This window comes from Streptomyces sp. NPDC043908 (genome assembly GCF_056435525.1).
Window position 1 is genome coordinate 40,076 of the sequence record NZ_JBWKEI010000001.1, and the last position, 16,997, is coordinate 57,072.

General features: G+C 74.9%; 12 protein-coding genes. 6 read left to right on the top strand and 6 right to left on the bottom strand.

Annotation, left to right across the window (positions count from 1 at the left end; all coding sequences use genetic code 11):
• Window positions 1-20 precede the first annotated feature (20 nt).
• From AC069K_RS00180 to AC069K_RS00190, 3 genes are all read right to left on the bottom strand, one after another.
• A complete protein-coding gene (locus AC069K_RS00180) occupies window positions 21-1,154 on the bottom strand; it encodes a serine hydrolase domain-containing protein (RefSeq protein WP_478610518.1) in 1,134 nt (377 codons plus the stop codon).
• 83 nt (window positions 1,155-1,237) lie between these two features.
• A complete protein-coding gene (locus AC069K_RS00185; protein WP_478610520.1) occupies window positions 1,238-4,684 on the bottom strand; it encodes a LamG-like jellyroll fold domain-containing protein in 3,447 nt (1,148 codons plus the stop codon).
• Window positions 4,685-4,774: 90 nt separating this feature from the next.
• Complete coding sequence (locus tag AC069K_RS00190) at window positions 4,775-5,332, bottom strand: TetR/AcrR family transcriptional regulator (RefSeq protein WP_365103241.1); 558 nt, start codon at window positions 5,330-5,332, stop codon at window positions 4,775-4,777.
• A 123-nt stretch (window positions 5,333-5,455) separates the two neighbouring features.
• On the opposite strand from AC069K_RS00190, the gene AC069K_RS00195 reads away from it, so the two are divergent.
• The 4 genes from AC069K_RS00195 (at window position 5,456) to AC069K_RS00210 (ending at window position 7,811) form a co-directional block, all read left to right on the top strand.
• The gene (locus AC069K_RS00195; protein ID WP_365103239.1) at window positions 5,456-5,914 is read left to right on the top strand and encodes a nuclear transport factor 2 family protein; all 459 of its coding nucleotides are present in this window, start codon (window positions 5,456-5,458) and stop codon (window positions 5,912-5,914) included.
• A gap of 96 nt (window positions 5,915-6,010) precedes the next feature.
• Complete coding sequence (locus AC069K_RS00200; RefSeq protein WP_358834371.1) at window positions 6,011-6,514, top strand: hypothetical protein; 504 nt, start codon at window positions 6,011-6,013, stop codon at window positions 6,512-6,514.
• A 159-nt stretch (window positions 6,515-6,673) separates the two neighbouring features.
• Window positions 6,674-6,922 carry a DUF397 domain-containing protein gene (locus AC069K_RS00205; protein WP_344070880.1) on the top strand — a complete coding sequence of 83 codons (249 nt, stop codon included), beginning with the start codon at window positions 6,674-6,676 and terminating at the stop codon, window positions 6,920-6,922.
• Window positions 6,923-7,418: 496 nt separating this feature from the next.
• Window positions 7,419-7,811 (top strand): SsgA family sporulation/cell division regulator, encoded by a 393-nt coding sequence (locus AC069K_RS00210; RefSeq protein WP_358834370.1) that lies wholly within the window; start codon window positions 7,419-7,421, stop codon window positions 7,809-7,811.
• Window positions 7,812-7,838: 27 nt separating this feature from the next.
• On the opposite strand, the gene AC069K_RS00215 is transcribed toward AC069K_RS00210, so the two are convergent.
• Window positions 7,839-8,681, bottom strand: a complete 843-nt coding sequence (locus tag AC069K_RS00215; protein ID WP_478611984.1) for a helix-turn-helix transcriptional regulator — start codon at window positions 8,679-8,681, stop codon at window positions 7,839-7,841.
• Window positions 8,682-8,860: 179 nt separating this feature from the next.
• On the opposite strand from AC069K_RS00215, the gene lanL reads away from it, so the two are divergent.
• Complete coding sequence (lanL, locus tag AC069K_RS00220) at window positions 8,861-11,641, top strand: class IV lanthionine synthetase LanL (protein WP_478610525.1); 2,781 nt, start codon at window positions 8,861-8,863, stop codon at window positions 11,639-11,641.
• Window positions 11,642-11,830: 189 nt separating this feature from the next.
• Here lanL and AC069K_RS00225 read toward each other — a convergent pair whose 3' ends face one another.
• Window positions 11,831-12,523: a response regulator transcription factor gene (locus AC069K_RS00225; protein ID WP_478610527.1), complete on the bottom strand. Its 693-nt coding sequence runs from the start codon at window positions 12,521-12,523 to the stop codon at window positions 11,831-11,833.
• A complete protein-coding gene (locus AC069K_RS00230) occupies window positions 12,516-14,564 on the bottom strand; it encodes a sensor histidine kinase (protein ID WP_478610529.1) in 2,049 nt (682 codons plus the stop codon). The genes AC069K_RS00225 and AC069K_RS00230 overlap by 8 nt, the downstream gene beginning before the upstream one ends.
• Window positions 14,565-14,822: 258 nt before the next feature.
• Here AC069K_RS00230 and AC069K_RS00235 point away from each other — a divergent pair, with 258 nt between their 5' ends.
• Window positions 14,823-16,967, top strand: coding sequence for a BTAD domain-containing putative transcriptional regulator (locus AC069K_RS00235; protein ID WP_478610531.1), 2,145 nt, complete (start codon window positions 14,823-14,825; stop codon window positions 16,965-16,967).
• The last annotated feature ends 30 nt before the right edge of the window (window positions 16,968-16,997 follow it).

Genomic DNA, 16,997 nt, shown 5'->3' on the forward strand with positions numbered 1-16,997 from the left:
CCGCCCCGGGACAACGGCGCTCAGCCGTGGCGGATGCCGAGCGCCGCCCGGACCTCCCGGAAGAGCCGCTTGTCCAGGCCGTTCACGCTCATCCGGTTCTTCGTCAGGGCGAAGGAGAACCGGTGGGCGGGGTCGCCGGAGGCGGCGCTGCCGCCCGAGCCGTTGGTGCCGAAACCGCCGTCGGGGGAGCGCACCACGGAGCCCGCACCGCCGAGCATGAACCCGTAGCCCTTCAGGAGCGGGAAGCCCAGCGAGCGGTCCTCACCCGAGGTCCTCGGCGTCGTCGCCTCGTCGAGGATGGCCTGCGACACCAGCCGTACGCCGTCGAGTCCGCCGCCGACCAGTGCCGCGTACATCCGGGCGGCGGCCCGGGCGGTCATCGTCCCGTTGGCCGGGAGCGCGGCCCGGCGGTAGTCGGCGCGGTTGGCGAGCGCGGCCACCGGCAGCACCGGCCGGGGCGCGAAGACCAGGAACGGCGAGTCGGGCGGCATCCGGTCCAGATACTCCGACCAGCCGCCGTCGTAGCAGCGGGCCACCCGGTGTTCCAGGTGCTCCGGGACCGAGAACAGGAGCGAGTCCGCGAGCCCCAGCGGCCCGGCCAGCTCCTCCCGCAGCAGCTCGTCGCAGGTGCGGCCGGTGGCCCGGCGCAGGGTTTCGGCGAGCAGCACGCCGTAGGTCCAGCCGTGGTAGCCGCTCGCCGTGCCCGGCTCCCACAGGGGTGCCTGTGCCGCCAGCCAGGCGCCGGTCGCCGGGACGTCGAACAGCTCCTCGGGGGTCACCCCGGGCGGCAGGTGCGGCAGCCCCGCCGAGTGCGAGAGGACCTGGCCGAGGGTGATCCTCTCCTTGCCCCGGGCGGCGAACTCGGGCCAGTGCGCGGCGATCGGGGTGTCGTAGGCGAGCACGCCCCGGTCCACCAGGACCGCCACCAGCGCCGCCGCGACCCCCTTCCCGGTCGACCAGGCGGGCACCAGCGTCTCCGCCTCCATCGGCCTGGCGCCCTCCACGTCGGCCAGGCCCGCCCAGGCGTCGACGACGAGTTCACCGTCGAGGTAGGCCGCCACCTGGACGCCCGTCTCCTCGCCGGAGGCGGTCACCTCGGCCAGGATCTCCTCGGCCCGCGTCTGGGCGGCGTTGCGCGGTCGTGCCCCGGTCATCCCCTGCTCCCCCCTCGCGCCGGTGGCCGCCCGCCGCGCGCTGCGACGGACGGCCACCCTGTTCGTGCCGCCAGGCTAACCGGTCACATCCGGGCGAACTCGGAGGCCGTGACCACCTGGAACGGCAGCCACGTCGACGTGGCCGTCCCCGGGAGGCTGTTCCGCGTCCGCAGCGCGGTCAGCTCCTCCTCGGACAGGGCCTTGCGGGTGATCCGGAACTCGTCCAGGGCCCCGGTCAGCGCAGTGGTCCCGTCGGGCTTGGCGCCCAGCCGGAAGCCGTCCACGGCGTAGGTGTCCCCGGTGGTCACCGAACCCGCCGGGACCGCGGCGCTGCCGAGCGTCTGCCCGTCGACGATCAGCAGGAGCCGGCCGTCGGCCCGCTCCAGGGCCACGTGGTGCCAGGCGCCGTCGCCGAAGCCGGCCGCCGCCGAGCCGTCCACCGCGGCCACCACCGTGGTCGCCGTGTCCGTCTCGAACGCGGCGTACAGCCGGTCCTGCGCGGGCTGGGCCCGCAGCCAGAGCTGCCGCTCCGAGGCGCCCGTCCCGTACGCCCACACCAGCACCTGGTCCGCGTCGGCGCCGGTGGCCGTGTACTTGATCCAGGTGCTGATCGTGAAGTCGGCCGAGCCGAGCGCGGTGGCCGCGCCGTAGGGCAGGTCGACGGCGTCGTCGGAGCCGTCGAGGGCGAGCGCGGTGCCGAACCTCCCCGGCGTGGTGGCCGCGCCGCCGCGCACCAGGCCGTGGCCGCAGTGGACCGTGGAGTCCGGGGTGGCCGGACCCGCGGCGGGCCGCACCACGTCCCTGGCGCCGGTGTACTGGTTCTCGAACGACCACCACAGCGCGGGCAGATCGCCCGGGTAGGAGCCGGACGAGCCCGCGGTGGAGCCCGCGACCGCCGCGGTCTCCGCCGGGGTGAGCGCCCGGTGGTAGACGCGGAACTCGTCCACGTCACCGGCGAACACGCTCGTGCCGTCGGGCTTCGAGCCGACCCGCACCCCCTGCTGCCCGTTGCCCTGCGCGGGCGTGAGCGAGCCGGTGAGACCGGTGGCGGTGGCCGGGGGCCGCGCGTCCACGCCGAGCGTGACCCGGTCGGCCGACCGCGTCAGCGTCAGCAGATGCCAGGCGCCGTCCCCGAAGGACCGCGCCGAGGTGGTGTCCGGGAGGGCGACGGCCACCGAGCCCGCGTCCGACTGCACCCAGGCGTAGAGCCGGTCCTGGGAGGGCTGGGCGCGCACCCACAGCTGCGGACTGCCGCTGCCCGTGCCGTACGCCCACACCAGCGCCTGGTCGGGACTGGTGGAGCCCGCCGCGTACCGGAACCAGAGGGAGTACGTGAAGTCGCCCGCGCCGACGTCGAGCGTCGGCGAGAACCCGGTCTCGGTGCCCGGGTGGGCGCTGTCGACCGTCGCCGCGAGCGAGCCGATCCGCCCCGCCGGCAGGGCGGGCACGCCCCCGAGCAGGGTGCCGGGGGCACAGTGGCCGGAGACGTCGTCCTCGATGGTGACGCGGCGCCGGTCCGGGACGACCGCCGTGTCGATCACCTGGAAGGGCAGCCGCGCGCCCAGCGAACGGGTGGCGGTGTCGGTGTCCAGCTGTGCCGCGTTGGCACGTATCTGGCTGAGCTGACTGTCCGTCAGTGCCGTGCGGTAGAGCCGGAACTCGTCGACGGAGCCGCCGAAGGCGTCGCTCGCGCCCGTGTCGGACTTGGCACCGATCCGGATCCCCTCGACGCCGTTGCCCGGCGCGTCGGTGACCGCCCCGGCCACCCCCGTCGCCGTGCCGGTGACCGTCCCGTCGACGGTGAGCCGGATCTGCGCGCCCGAGCGGATCAGCGCCGCGTGGTGCCACTGGTCGTCGCCGAAGGCCGCCCCCGGCGAGGGGTCGGGGAGGGTGAGCCAGGCGCCGCCGTCCGCGCCCTGCACCCAGGCGTAGAGCCGGTCGTCGGCGGGCTGGGCGCGCAGCCACACCTGCGGCTTGGCGCTCCCCTGCCCGTACGCCCAGAACAGCGCCTGCTGCCTGCTCGCGGCCGTCGCCGCGTACTTGAACCAGAGCGTGTACGTGAAGTCGCCCGAGCCCGGGTCGAGGGTTCTGCCGTACGGCACGTCGGCGTAGTCGCCGGTGCCGTCCAGGACCAGGCCCTGCCCGAACCGTCCGCTCCCGAGGGCCGCGTTGCCCTGGAGATAGGCGTCGTTGGCGTCCGGCCCCGCGTCCGGGCTGGTGCGGCCGGCCGTGGGGCTCTTCTGCGGGGAGGCCTTGCCGGTGAAGGTGCCGGGTATGCCGAGCGCCCCGGGCGTGGTCACGTTGAAGCGGATCTCGTCGGCGGAGTTGGCCGGGCCGCCCTCGTAGAGGAGTCCGAGTTCACCCGTGTCGAGTTCGGCCAGGTCGGAGTAGGAGGCCCGGTCGTTGCTGATCAGGCCGTTGGAGGCGGCCGTCCAGGTGGTGCCCTGGTCGGTGGAGTAGCGGATCTTCATCAGCTTGCGGTCGGAGGCGTCCGAGGGCGCGGAGAAGACCAGGGTGTCGCCGGGCGTGCGCTGGTAGGTCCGGCGCAGCGTGAGCGCCGAGCCCTGGACCTCCGGGGTGATCAGACCGGGGACGACGGCCGAGGCGGGGACGGTGGTGCCGCCGTCGGTGCTCACCGCGCGGGTGCGGTGGTCGGTGCTGCCGCCGATCTCGTTGCGGGCGGCCAGATACACGCTGCCGCCGGGCAGTTCGGTCACGGAGACCTCGCCGGGCTCGACCTTGTCGGCCGCATAGGAGTTGGCGGTGGCGCTCGCCTGCCAGGTGGCGCCGTGGTCGTCGCTGTAGAGGACGCCGGCGTAGCGGGTGGTGGCGTCGGGGTTCTGGTGGGCGCCGACCACCAGCCGTCCGGCGTGCGCGCCCTCGGTGAGCTGGACGCCGTGCGAGGGGCCGGTGGCGAACCAGCCGGTGTTGGCGCCGCTGAACGTCGGCAGCGCCCGGGGCGCGCCCCAGCTCACCCCGTCGTCGTCGCTCCGCTGCACCCAGGGCAGCCGGCGGCCGGTCGGGGTCTGCTCGTTGGAGGTGGACAGGAGGAGGACGGAACCGGTCTCGCGGTCCACCACGGGCGCCGGGTTGCCCCGGGTGAAGGGCGCGGTGCCGTCGGTGGGGCTGCCCTCCAGGACCACGTGGGCCGGGCCCCAGGTGCGGCCGTCGTTGGTGGAGCGGCGCATCACCAGGTCGATGTCGCCGCGGTCGGCGCAGGTGGGCGACTTGCGCCCCTCCGCGAACGCGAGCAGACTGCCCGCCTTCGTCTTCACCAGGGCCGGGATGCGGTAGCAGCCGTAACCGCCCACACCGGAGCGGAACAGCACCTGCTCGGCGCCGACGAGGGCGCGCGAGGACACCAGCGGTCCGCTCGCGTACGAGGCGGGCGCGGCGAACAGGACGCCGACGGCCGTGAGGGCGAGGGCGACCAGGCCCGCGACGGCCCGGGCGGCCGACGGGCCGCACCACGCGGCACGTGCGCCGGGTGGTGCGGGTGGGTTGTACGGGGTGAACGACATGAGGATCATGGTGATGAGCGTCCGGTACCGGTTTCGACCAACGGACGGGGGCCAGTTGGTGAACGACCCGTGAAGACGGGTGCGCCCCGCCGCCGTGGCTCAGTCCCGCGCCGCGGCCATCAGCGCGGCCGCCGCCTCGCGGGCCCGGAGCGCGGGCTCATCGGTGCGGAAGATGCCCGCGGTGACCATCGCGCCCTCGGCGAGCAGCGCCAGGTGGTCGGCGAGGTGCTCGGGCAGCCCCGCGTCCTCGACGAGCGAGCCCAGGTAGGCGCGGAAGGCGCTCTTGTGCGCCCGTGCCCGCGCCGCGACCCGGGCCGAGGTCGCGCCGAGTTCGCCGTACGCGTTGATCCACGCGCAACCGCGGAATCCGGGCTCACCGAACCAGCGGTGCAGATGGTCGAAGACCGCCAGGACGCGCTCCTCGGGCCGCGCACACCGCTCGACGTCCCGCGCCAGACTGCTCCGCCACTCGGTGTCCCGGCGCTCCAGATACGCCTCCACCAGCTGTTCCTTGGCGGGGAAGAGGGCGTAGAGACGCTTGAGCGAGACGCCCGAGGCCGTGCGGATCTCGTCCATGCCGACGCTCTGGACACCCCGCTCGTAGAACAGCGTCCCGGCGGCTTCGAGCACCCGCTCCTGTGCGACCGCGCTGTCCATGCCCCACCCCTCCTTGTCCTGAGAACGTCCGTTCTCTAGGGTAGCCGCAGGACGGGGAGAACGAGCGTTCTCCCCGGGCCGTCCCGCCTGGCCGTCCGCCCCCTTCGACCGGAGGATCCGCCCATGACCGCCCGCCCGCCCCTGCCCCCCTTCGACGCGCACACCGCCCGGCAGAAGGTCCAGGCCGCCGAGGACGCCTGGAACACCCGGGACCCCGAGAGGGTCTCGCTCGCCTACACCGAGGACTCCCGCTGGCGCAATCGGGACACGTTCGTCACCGGGCGCGCGGCGATCGTGGAGCTGCTCACCGCCAAGTGGGCCCGCGAACTCGACTACGCGCTGCGCAAGGAGCTGTGGGCGTTCGACGGCAACCGCATCGCGGTGCGCTTCCAGTACGAGAGCCGGGACGCGGCGGGGCAGTGGTGGCGCAGCTACGGCAACGAGCTGTGGGAGTTCGACGGGAACGGTCTCATGGCCCGGCGCGAGGCGAGCATCAATGATGTGCCGATCGGCGAATCGGAACGTCGGATCTTCGGAACACGCCCCGATTCCGAGCGGGGAGTTCCTTTTCCGCTCCGCTGAACAGGCGAATTTTGGAGTGATCGGCCCTGCGCTCTCGTTCTTCCAGACGGCACCTGTCCGTCAGTGATCCGAGACCCAAGAGGGATGGAAGTACCTATGAAGCTCACCAAGCGGGCCGGCCTCGCGGCCATGATGACGTGCATGGCCACGGCGGCGGCGGTCACCCCCGCCGCGGCCGGAGTGTCCGCTCCCGTCGGGGTACCGCTGGAAAGCCTGGAGACGGCGCTGCCGCTCGAAGCCCCCACGGTGAGCACGGCCGTCCCGATCCCCGTGCCGGGCTCCCCCGGCGGGCCGCGCCACGTCGTCGGCTCCCTGATGCCCTCGCCCGTGCTGCCCGCGCTGCCGGTCACCTCGGAGGTGCCGCCGACCCTGGTCAAGGTGCCGCTGGCCGACCCGCTCACCGAGGACAAGATCGGCTCGGCGACCGTCACCACGCCGTCCTCGCCGCTGCGCGCGGAGAGCCCGGGGGCGATCCTGGACGCGCCCCTCACCCCGCCGCAGGCGGAGTTCTTCGGGCTGCCCGAGCTGAGCGAGCCGCAGGCCGGGCTCCTCGCCCCGACGCTCCAGGGCTCGCCCGCCGCCAACCTCGGCCTCGTGTAGGGCGTCCCGAGGGGATCCGCGGCGCGCGGGTGCCCCCGGCCGCGGGTCCCAGGAACCGCTAGCGCATCAGGTGTCCGGCTGTCAAGACCACTAGAAATACGCGGACTCGGGCTCGTAGCGTGCTGAACAGCCCCCACTGCTGCACGAAGGAGCTCTTCCGTGGACCACTCGCGCCTTGTCGAGGTCACCGAATACGTCAACCGCAATGCCCCTCACCTCGCATTCGAGAAGTCGTCATTCAGCGACCTGGACTACTCCAAGGATTGCGTCGGATTCGCCGTGGACGGTGACCGGATCGCCGTGACGCATACGAAGGACACCGAAGCGCCCGTGCTCCGGTACACCCGGTCCGAGATCGCCGCCATGGTTCGCGCGGCGAAAGCGGGGCAACTGGACAAGTTCTGCTGAGCCCCGCCGCTTCCCCCCGCCGCCCGCGGCCGCCGACGACGCGGCCGCGGGCGGTCGGCTGTCGGGATCACGACACGCCGCTGAACGCACTGTTCCGGCCGAATCGGCGGTGCGGTGGCGGGGATTGTGAAGCCTTCATCACACAGGGCCCGGCCGTCCCCGGAACCCGTGCCCCCGCTGGTGGCCGGGGCGGGAGCCGGGGAAGCGGAACCGGGAACGGGGGGATCGAGCGGCGCGGTACGGGGTATGCGATCCCTGCGGGCATGCGAATTTGCGTCACCGTCCGCACAGTTTCCACAACCCGGGGCGAATTTGTTCGCGAAGTCGGTCACTATCACGGCCGTTGAGTACGTCATAGATGCGTATACCGAACAACGCCCGGCGACCGGCCGCCGGGGACTGTCCCGACGAGGGGGGCGACATGGAAGAGATCTGCGTTCCGTTGTATGTCGAACTACTGCACGAGGGTGATGCCATGACCCCCGTGGAGGCCTTGATGGCTTACGATCCCGCCGACCCGCTCGCCGTTTCGGTGGAATTCGTCTGCGGCAATGGCCTGCATACGACGTGGACCATGGGGCGCGACCTCGTGGCGGAGGGACTGATCTCCCGCTGCCCGGTCGGCCTCGGTGACGTCCGGGTCTGGCAGTACGGCGACAGCGGACTGCGGATCCGGCTGCACTCGGACGAGGGCAGCGCCGACCTCCTCGCCGAGATCGAGGACGTCGCCGAATTCCTCTCCCGTACCTACCAACTCGTCCCCGAGGGCAGCGAGCTGGACGGCTTCGACGTGGACGAGGTCATCCGCCTGCTGCTCGCCACCACGCCCATGCAGGGGCGCTGCTGGTGCGGCCGCGAGTACCCCTGCCTGGACCACGGGGCCGAATGAGCCGGACGCGCCGCGCGGGCCCGCTCCTCAGCCGCGCCGCGAGCCACCGAACCGCGCCAGCCGGTCCGCGGTCGCACTCCCCGGCGCGGGGGTGAAGAGCACCAGGCGGTGATCGCCCTCCGGGGCGAGCAGCACCTGGCAGAACAGGTCGAACGGGCCGAGCCGCGGGTGGAGGACGCGGACCCGGTCGCGTCTGCGGACGGCGACCTCGTGCAGCTCCCACAGCTCGGTGAACTCGGCGCTGACGCCGTGCAGCCGGGAGATCAGCCGCGCCGACTCCGCGTCGCCGAAGCGGCGTGCGGCGGCGGCGCGCAGATCCGCCACATGGAGATGGCTGTAATAGCTGTGCTCCTCCCTCGGGTACGGGAGGCGGGCGGACGGCTCGGTGAACCAGCGCCACACCACGTTGCGGCCGTGCTCGGTGACCGTGCACACCTCGCCCAGGAGCTCCCGCGCCATCGCGTTCTGGACGAGTACGTCACCGAGGTCGCTCAGGACCACCGCCGGGGTGCTCCCGAGCTGGTCGAGCAGGTGCAGCAGACCCGGGCTCACCTCGCCGTCCGCGGAGTGCGCGGCGGGCGGGCGGTGTCCGGCGAGCAGGAACAGGTGGTCGCGCTCGTCGTCGTTCAGCCGCAGGGCGCGGGCCAGCGAGGCGAGCAGTTGCGGCGAGGGCTGCGGCCCCCGTGCCTGCTCCAGGCGGATGTAGTAGTCGGCGGACATCCCGGCGAGCTGCGCGACCTCCTCGCGCCGCAGCCCCGGGGTGCGCCGACGCGGCCCCGCGGGCAGCCCGGCGTCCCGCGGCGTGACCCGGTCACGGCAGCGGCGCAGGAAATCGGCGAGCTGGCGGCGGTCGGTCGTCATGATCAACATCATGGCGGACGCCGGCCACCGGAACCAGGGACCGTCGGTACCACGCTCCGCCGGACCCGCGCTCGATCCCGTGGCACGGCGGGACCCCCTCCGGCCCGGTACCGCTGTGTTCCGCCCGGGGAGGCGGCCCGCAAGGCAGGCGTAAGGCAACCGACAGAGCCGCGGCCACAGTTGGGGGCATGGAGTCTGCGACGGGGAACCACGAGCCGGCCGGGCGGCTGCTCGTGGAGATCGTGGAAGCGGTGCTGGCCCGCACGGGGGTCGGGCCGGGCACCGGCGGTGCGTGGCGGCTGCGCGAGGGGGACTTCTGGTGCCATGTCTCACCGCCGGGCGACGCCGGGCGATCACAGGGCTGGAAGCTGCACGTCGCCGCGACACCGCTGGCCGCGCCCCTGGTCCTGGCGCGGACCGCCGAGGTGCTGGTGCGCCACGGATGCCGGTTCAAGTTCGCCGGGACCACGGGCCGCGCGGGCGACCTCGTCGCGCGCCGCCACGACCGGGGCGGCGGGGGCAAGTTCCTCACCGTCTACCCCGAGCAGGACGACACCCGGCTGCGGGAGCTGGCCGCCGCACTGCACCGGGCCACCCTGGGACTGCCCGGCCCCGCGATCCTCTCCGACCGCCCCTGCTTCCCCGGCAGCCTGGTCCACTACCGGTACGGCGTGTTCGGCGGGGTGCCCGCGCTCGGCGACGACGGGATCCGCCGCGCCATGCTGGTCGCCCCCGACGGCCGGCTGGTGCCCGACCGGCGCCGGGCCTGGTTCGCGCCACCCGCGTGGGCCCCGCGCGACCCGTTCACCCGGCGCGAGCCCGCCGCGCCGGACCGGACCGCGCCGGTAGAGGTGCTGCTCGACGGCCGCTTCCTCGTCCACGCGGTGATCCGGCACGCCTTCGGCGGCGGTGTCTTCCGGGGCGTCGACGAGTCCACCGGCGCCCCCGTGATCATCAAGCAGGCGCGCCCGCACACCGCCGCCCCCCTGACCGGCCGGGACGCACGGGACCTGCGGCGCCACGAGGCGGCCATGCTGGAGGCGTTCGCCGGGAGCGGCTTCACCCCCGCCCCGGTCGCCCTCTTCGTCCAGCAGGGGGACCTCTTCCTCGTCCAGGAGGCCGTCGACGGGGTGACGCTGCGCCAGTGGGTGCGGCAGCACATGGAGTTCAGCGGCGACGAGCGGTGGGGCGTACCGGCCGCCGACGCCCTGCGCCGGGCGCGCTCGCTGGCCTGCCTGATGGGGCTGGTGCACGCCGAGGGGTGGGTGCTGCGGGACTTCACCCCCAACAACGTCATGGTCACCGCCGACGGCGACGTACGCCTGATCGACCTGGAGACGCTGGCCCGCCCGGGCGAACCCGCCGAGCGCGTCCACACCCCCGGGTACGCGGCGGCGGAACAGGTGAACGCCCCGCCCCACGGCCCCGCCCCCGCCTTCTCGGCCGACCTCTACAGCCTCGGCGCGACCTTCTTCCACCTCGCCACCGGGGTCGACCCGCTGCTCGCCGCCGACGGCCCGGGACCGCGCGGCGACGCGGGGCGCCTCGCCGGCTGGCTCGGCCGCCTCCTGCCCGGCAACGAGGCCGCACGCCTGCTCGCCCCGCTGATCGTGGACCTGCTCGACGACGACCCGGCCCGGCGCCCCGGACTCGACGAGGTGCTCGACCGGCTGGCCGGGACCGTCCCCGCCACCGCCGGCCCCGCCGGGGCGCCGGTGGCGCGCACCCTGACCGGGCCCGAGCTGAAGGAGCTGGTGGCCGACGGGATCGACCATCTGCTGGCCACCGCCGATCCGGAGGCGGCCGACCGGCTCTGGCCGTCGGGACCGGTGGGCGGCGCCACCGACCCGCTCAACGTCCAGCACGGCGCGGCGGGCGTGCTCGGCGTGCTCGTCCGCGCCTACGAGGCGGCCGAGCACCCGGCGGTCCTCGACGCCGTACGCTCCGCCGCCACCTGGATCACCGACCGGCTCGGCCATGAGCCCCGCACCCTGCCCGGCCTCCACTACGGGCGCTCGGGCACCGCCTGGGCGCTGCTCGACGCGGCCCAGCTCCTGGGCGACGAGACCCTGCTGGACCGGGCGATGGAGCTGGCGGCCCGGGTCCCGGTCCGGTGGCCCAGCCCGGACGTCTGCCACGGGACGGCCGGCGCCGGACTGACCCAGCTGCGGTTCTGGGAGGCCACGGGGGAGCGGCGCTACCTCGACCGGGCCCGGGAGGCGGGCGCGGCGCTCGCCCGCACGGCCCTGCGGCGCGCGGGCCGGGTGCTCTGGCCGGTGCCGCGCACGGTCCTGTCCACCCCGGCCGACGTCGTGCACTACGGCTTCGCCCACGGGATCGCGGGCATCGGCGCGTTCCTGCTCGCCCTCGCCCGGGCCACCGGCGACCCGGAGCCCGCCGAGCTGGCCGCCGAGGGCGCCCGGACGCTGCTCGGCGTCGCCGAAGTGGCCGACGGGGCGGCGTACTGGCCCGCCGGGGAGCGGGGCGGGCCGCGCAGGACGCACTGGTGCAGCGGCTCCTCGGGGATCGGGACGTTCCTGGTGCGGGCCTGGCAGGACAGCGGCGAGGACGACTTCCTGGTGGCGGCGCGCCGGGCGGCCGTCGCCGTGCGCCGCTCCCGCCGGCACGCCGGCACCGCCCAGTGCCACGGCCTCGCCGGGGACGGGGACTTCCTGCTCGATCTGGCGGACGCCTGCGCGGACCCGGCGTACCGGAGCTGGGCGGCGGAGCTCGCGGTGGGCCTCCACGCCCGCAACGTCGTCCGCGACGGCCGCACCCTGGTGCCCGACGACACCGGCACCCAGGTGTGGGCCGACTACGGCACCGGCCTGTCCGGGGTGCTCGCCTTCCTGCTGAGGTCCGCGTGCGGGGGCCCGAGGCTCTGGCTCCCGCGCGTGCTCACCGCCCCGCCCGCCCCGTACTCCGGCGCCCCGGCGGTGCCGGTCCGAGCGACCGCGCCAAGGGGGTGAACACCGTGAGGGAATGTGATGTGACCGCTCTTCAGCTGCTGGAAGAGGAGGAGGCGCCCGACTGCGAGTCCTGGCCGCCGCCCACCGCGGGCTCGTGCTGCAGCACCTTCTGACCCCGCCGTCCCCGGTCACCGCCGCCCTCCGCCTCCCCGCGCGGGCGGCGGTGACCAACGCGCCGCGACGCCCCTGTCACGCCGTCCTGGTCGGCCCGTACCGCAGATAGGTGAGCACGGCCGTGACCCGGCGGTGCAGCTGGGACTCCTCGGCGAGGCCCAGCTTGGCGAAGGTGGAGTTGACGTGCTTCTCGATGGTCGACTCCGAGAGCGAGAGCGACTCGGCGATGTTCCGGTTGTTCTTGCCCTGCGCCATCTGCCGCAGCACGTCCAGCTCCCGCCGCGTCAGCTGGGCCAGCGGCGCGTCGACGGTACGGATGTGGCTGCCGACCAGCACCTCGACGATCCGCGGATCGATCACCGACCGCCCGGCCGACACCTCGCGCAGGGCGCGCAGGAGTTCCTCCAGCTCCCCGATCCGTTCCTTGAGCAGATAGGCCAGACCGTTGGTGCCCTGCTGGAAGAGGGCGAAGGCGTACTGCTCGTTGGCGTGCTGGGACAGCACCACCACCCCGATGCCCGGATGCACGGCCCGGATGGTGTGCGCGGCGGTGATGCCCTCGGTGTGGTGGTTCGGCGGCATCCTGATGTCCGCGATCACCGCGTCCGGGCGGAACCGCTCCACCGCGTCGAGGAGTTCCTCCGCCGTGCCCACCGCCGCTATCACGTCGACCTCGCCGGTGTCCTCCAGGAGCCGGCGCGTTCCCTCCCGTACGAGATAGTGGTCCTCCGCGATCACGATGCGCATCCGGTCCGTGGCGTCAGGCATGGGCCGCCTCTCTTGAGCGTTCGGTGAGTTCGGCGCGGAGCACGGTGCCGCCGCCGGGACGGCCGGCGATGGTGAGCCGGCCGCCGACCGCCTCGATCCGGTCGCGCATCCCGGTCAGCCCCGAGCCGTGCCGGGAGGCGGCGGGCAGCCCCACCCCGTCGTCGCTGACGTCGAGCAGGAGCGAGCCGTCGGCGCGGGCGATCCGGATGGTCACCCCGTCGGCCCGGGCGTGCTTGAGCACATTGGTCAGCGCCTCGGAGACCAGGAAGAACGCCGCCTCCTCGATCTCCGGCGCGAACCGCGCCGCGGCCACCGAGGGCTCCACCTCGACGGTGACGGGCAGCGGCAGCCGGCGGGCCCGGGAGATCACCGCGGCCGCGAGCCCCTGGTCGGTGAGGACCGGCGGGTGGATGCCGTGGGCGACCTCGCGCAACTCGTCGATCACCCGGCAGGCGTCGTCCTGGAGCTCGGTGAGCGTGGTGTGGACGGTGTCGCCGGTACGGGAGAGCTGGTTGCGGGCGAGCCGCAGCTTGGCGACCAGCGCCACCAGCTCCTGCTGGATGCCGTCGTGCAACCGCCGTTCGATGCGCCGCCGTTCGGTGTCCTGGGCCTGCACGATCCGGGTGCGCGAGGCGTTGAGCTCGCACGCCTGGCGCTGCACCTCCTCGACGCGGGTCGACAGTTCGGCGGTCAGGAGCGCGTTGTGGACCGCGAGCGCGGCCTGCCGCGCCAGCGTCTCGATCACGTCCTGGTCCTCGGCGCTGAACCTGCCCTCCTCCTTGGGCCCGTACTCGATGGCGCCGAGCACCTCCTCCCCGTACCGCAGCCGCACCTCGCCCCAGGGGAGCTGCCCGTCCGCGTCGGCCCCGGCGGACCCCGAACCGAGCGGGGCCCGCGCGGGGCCCGCGGGTCCCAGCCGCACCCGCACCCAGCGCAGATCCAGCCCCTCGCGCAGGGAGACCGCGAGCTGCGGACCGAGCCGGCTCAGGTCGTAGGCGTGCTCCAGCGTGGTGCCGCACTGCACCAGCAGCTCGAAGTTGGAGGGCCGCGCCCCGAACACACTGCGCGCGGCGAGCCGGTTGAGGCGGCGGTGCACCGGCTGGAACAGCACGGTGGCGGAGACCGCGACGAACACCGCTAGCCCGATCGGCAGGTACTGGCCCGCGGTCAGCCCGAGCGCGGTGGTCATGCCCAGGTACCAGGCGCCGATGATGGTCCACAGCACCCCGTAGACCAGCGAGCGCCGGATCGCGAAGTCCATGCCCGGCAGCCGGTGGCGGAACGCGGCGAACACCAGACCCGCCGAGATGGTGATGTACGGCAGCGCCCCGAGCGCGGAACCGGCGAAGTAGCTGAGGCCCTTGCCGGCCAGCCACAGCCGGAACAGCCGCGTCGAGCCGCGCGCGCCGAACACCACCAGGGCGCCCAGGGCGATCACCCACAGCCGGTCGGCGGGCTCACCGCGCCGGGTCCGCGCGCGCCGGTCCAGGAGCGAGCGGATCAGGAGCAGCCCGGCGCCCAGTCCCGGCGCCCACGCCTCCGGCTGGACGAGCAGCCACGGCAGCGAGCGGTCCGGGACGGGCAGGGACATCAGCACGACGGGGTAGGGCAGCACGCACCACAGCGCCCGCAGCACCACGCGCTCGTGCGCGTACCGCGTCCGCCCGTCCGGCAGGAGCGCCACCAGCCGGCAGAGCGTGAGCGCGGCCAGGACGTCGAGGGTCCGGGCGACGGCGAGGAACGTCCACTCGTGCGGCGTCGAGGCGTGCCATCCGGTCGCCGGGGGCTTGCCCAGGGTGAACCGCACGGCCATGCCGATCGCCGCGAACGACCCGGCCGCGAGCAGCCTTCGCGCGACCGGGTGCCGAGGGGAGTGCCAGGACAGCGAGAGCCCGGCCACATAGGTGGGCAGGATGCAGGCCATCGTCCACGGCAGTGTCTGCGCCGTCGAGATCCCCGCTCCGACCGGCACTCCGTAGAGCACCCCCAGCCCGCCGCAGATCGCGAGAACGCGCAACGGCCGTCCCTCAGGCTCCGCCATTCCGCCATTTTCCCGGCCCGCGCGGACGCTGTACAGAAAGCCTCCCTCACCACCCGTATGGCGGACAGCCTCCACAGGGGAGCGAGGCGGCCCTGATTCCCGGGTGCGGCGCGCGTGCCGACACTGGGGTGGTGGAGTCCGGCGGCGCGGGCGGCGGACACCCCCGCCCCTCGCGTCCGACCAGCGCGGCCGGCGGACCCACCCGCGGGCGTACGAACGCATCGGACCCGTCCGACGGGACGGGCGAGGGGGGAACGGATGAGTACGGCTCAGCTGGAGGAGCACAAGCGGGAGTCCACCGCGGCCCGGGGTGAGCCGGCCCGCTCCGGGCATCTGCCGGACCCCGGCGGCGCGGCGGCCGTGGCGCCGGGCACCGGGGCCCTGGACGCGGCCACGGGGCGGCGGCTGACGATGACGCACCAGTTGCTGGGCGAGCCGGCACGGGCGCTGGAGGTCCACCGGCGCACCGCTCTGACGGGCGCCGCGACCCCGGACGAGATCACGGCGCTCGCGTGGGCGGCGGCCGCGTACTGCTCCCAGGGCGAGCCGCGCCGCGCACAGGCGTCGGTGCGGCGCGCGCTGCGGTCGCTCGCCCACTGCGCCGACCCGGGCGCGCGGGCGGTCACCCACGCGGTCGCGGCCGTGGTGGCGGGGGGCGACGGGCGGGATGCGGTGGCCGAGCACCACCGGGAGCAGGCGGAGGAGGCGGCGTGCGGGTCGGGGGACCCCGCGCTCGTCCTGCTGGTGCGCGCCTGCGCCGCGCGCGAGCGCATCGAACAGGGCGAGGCCCGCCGCGTCCTGGCCGGTCTCGACACCGCGCTCACCGCGCTCGCGGCGGACGGACCCGAGCTGCCGGAGCTCCTGCTCGCCGCCGGCTGCGTACGCGGCTCCGCGCATCTGGCCCTGGGGGAACTCGGCTACGCGACAGCGGAGTTCGGGAGCGCGCTGGCCGGCTGCCAGAAGCTGGGGGAGGCCACCGGGCACACGGCGCTCGGCGCCCGGGCGCTGCTCGGGCTCGGCGACGTGCACCGCGAGCGCGGCGCCCTCGGCCCGGCCCGCGCCGCCTACCAGGAGGCGGTGGTACGCGGCGAGCAGTGCGGCGACCGCCAGGTCCTCGCGGCGGCGCTCACCGGGCTCGCCCTGGCGCGCGGCGCCGCGGAGCCGCGCGCCGCGGCCCGGTTGGCGCGGCACGCGGCCGGACAGTGCCCCGGCCGCACCCGGATCCGGGCCCTCGTCGCGGCCGGCTGGGTGGCGCTCGCCGACGAACGGCCGGACGTCGCGGCGGACGCGGCCCGACGGGCGGCGGGCGAACCCGGCGCCCAGGCATGCCGCCCCGTCTTCGCGGAGCTGCTGGAGCTGGAGGCGATGTGCACCCGCGAAGCACCGGTACGGGACCGGCTCCTGGAGGACGCCCAGGCGATGTGGACCGCCGCCCGCCGGCCCGTGGCCGTGGCCCGGGTGGCCGCCGCCCGTGCCCTGCTGTCCGGCGCGGGCGGCCCCCGGCTGCGCGAAGCGGTCACCGGGCTGCGGCGGTACGGCGTGGGCGAGCACGCGGCCGACGCGGCGGGCCTGCTCAACCGGGCGACCGCGCCGCTGCGGCCGTCGGCGGCCGTACGGGTCCTCGGCGGCTTCCGGGTCCTGCGCGACGGCGTCCCGGTCGGCCCCGAGGAGTGGCAGTCCAAGAAGGCCCGCGACCTGCTCAAACTCCTGGTCGCCCGGCGGGGGGCGCCGACCCCGAGAGAGCTGGTCGTGGAGGCGCTGTGGCCGGGGGAGGACCCGGCCCGGTGCGCCAACCGCCTCTCGGTGGCGCTGTCGATCCTGCGCATGGTGCTCGACCCGGAACGGCGGCTGCCGCAGGACCACTTCATCGCGGCCGACAAGCACGTCATCGCCATCGCCCGGCTCCGCGTCGACGTCCGGGACTTCCTGGGCGCCGCCCGGCACGCCCTCGCCCTCGCCGACCGCCCCGGCGGCGACGCCCACGCCGCGCTGGCCGACGCCGAACAGCTCTACCGGGGCGATGTGCTGGAGGACGAGCCGTACGCGGAGTGGGCGGCGGCCCTGCGCGAGGAGGCCCGGGCCGTCCACGCGGAGCTGCTCGCCCGGCTCGCCACCGCGGCGGCCGAGCGCGGGGACCACCACGCCGAGGTCCACTTCCGGCTGCGCCTGCTGGCGCGCGACCCGTACGACGAGGAGACCCATCTCGCCCTGATCGCCCTGCTCGCCGCGGCGGGCCGGCACGGCGAGGCCCGGCGCCGCCACCTGCTGTACGTGGAGCGGATGGAGGAGATCGACGTCGAGCCGTCCCCGTTCCCGCGCCCGGACCGGCGCGCCCGGAGCCTCGCCCGCCCGGCCCACCGCGACCGGGACTGCTCCGGCCGGACTCCGGCGGGCGGCAGGTAGGCGGCGGCCGGAACCGGCCGACGGTGACCG

Coding starts and splice junctions, on each gene's coding strand:
- AC069K_RS00230 (WP_478610529.1), bottom strand. CDS start 14,564: ATGGCGGAGCCTGAGGGACGGCCGTTGCGCGTTCTCGCGATCTGCGGC.
- AC069K_RS00185 (WP_478610520.1), bottom strand. CDS start 4,684: ATGATCCTCATGTCGTTCACCCCGTACAACCCACCCGCACCACCCGGC.
- AC069K_RS00210 (WP_358834370.1), top strand. CDS start 7,419: ATGGCTTACGATCCCGCCGACCCGCTCGCCGTTTCGGTGGAATTCGTC.
- lanL (WP_478610525.1), top strand. CDS start 8,861: ATGGAGTCTGCGACGGGGAACCACGAGCCGGCCGGGCGGCTGCTCGTG.
- AC069K_RS00190 (WP_365103241.1), bottom strand. CDS start 5,332: ATGGACAGCGCGGTCGCACAGGAGCGGGTGCTCGAAGCCGCCGGGACG.
- AC069K_RS00235 (WP_478610531.1), top strand. CDS start 14,823: ATGAGTACGGCTCAGCTGGAGGAGCACAAGCGGGAGTCCACCGCGGCC.
- AC069K_RS00195 (WP_365103239.1), top strand. CDS start 5,456: ATGACCGCCCGCCCGCCCCTGCCCCCCTTCGACGCGCACACCGCCCGG.
- AC069K_RS00180 (WP_478610518.1), bottom strand. CDS start 1,154: ATGACCGGGGCACGACCGCGCAACGCCGCCCAGACGCGGGCCGAGGAG.
- AC069K_RS00215 (WP_478611984.1), bottom strand. CDS start 8,681: ATGTTGATCATGACGACCGACCGCCGCCAGCTCGCCGATTTCCTGCGC.
- AC069K_RS00225 (WP_478610527.1), bottom strand. CDS start 12,523: ATGCCTGACGCCACGGACCGGATGCGCATCGTGATCGCGGAGGACCAC.
- AC069K_RS00200 (WP_358834371.1), top strand. CDS start 6,011: ATGAAGCTCACCAAGCGGGCCGGCCTCGCGGCCATGATGACGTGCATG.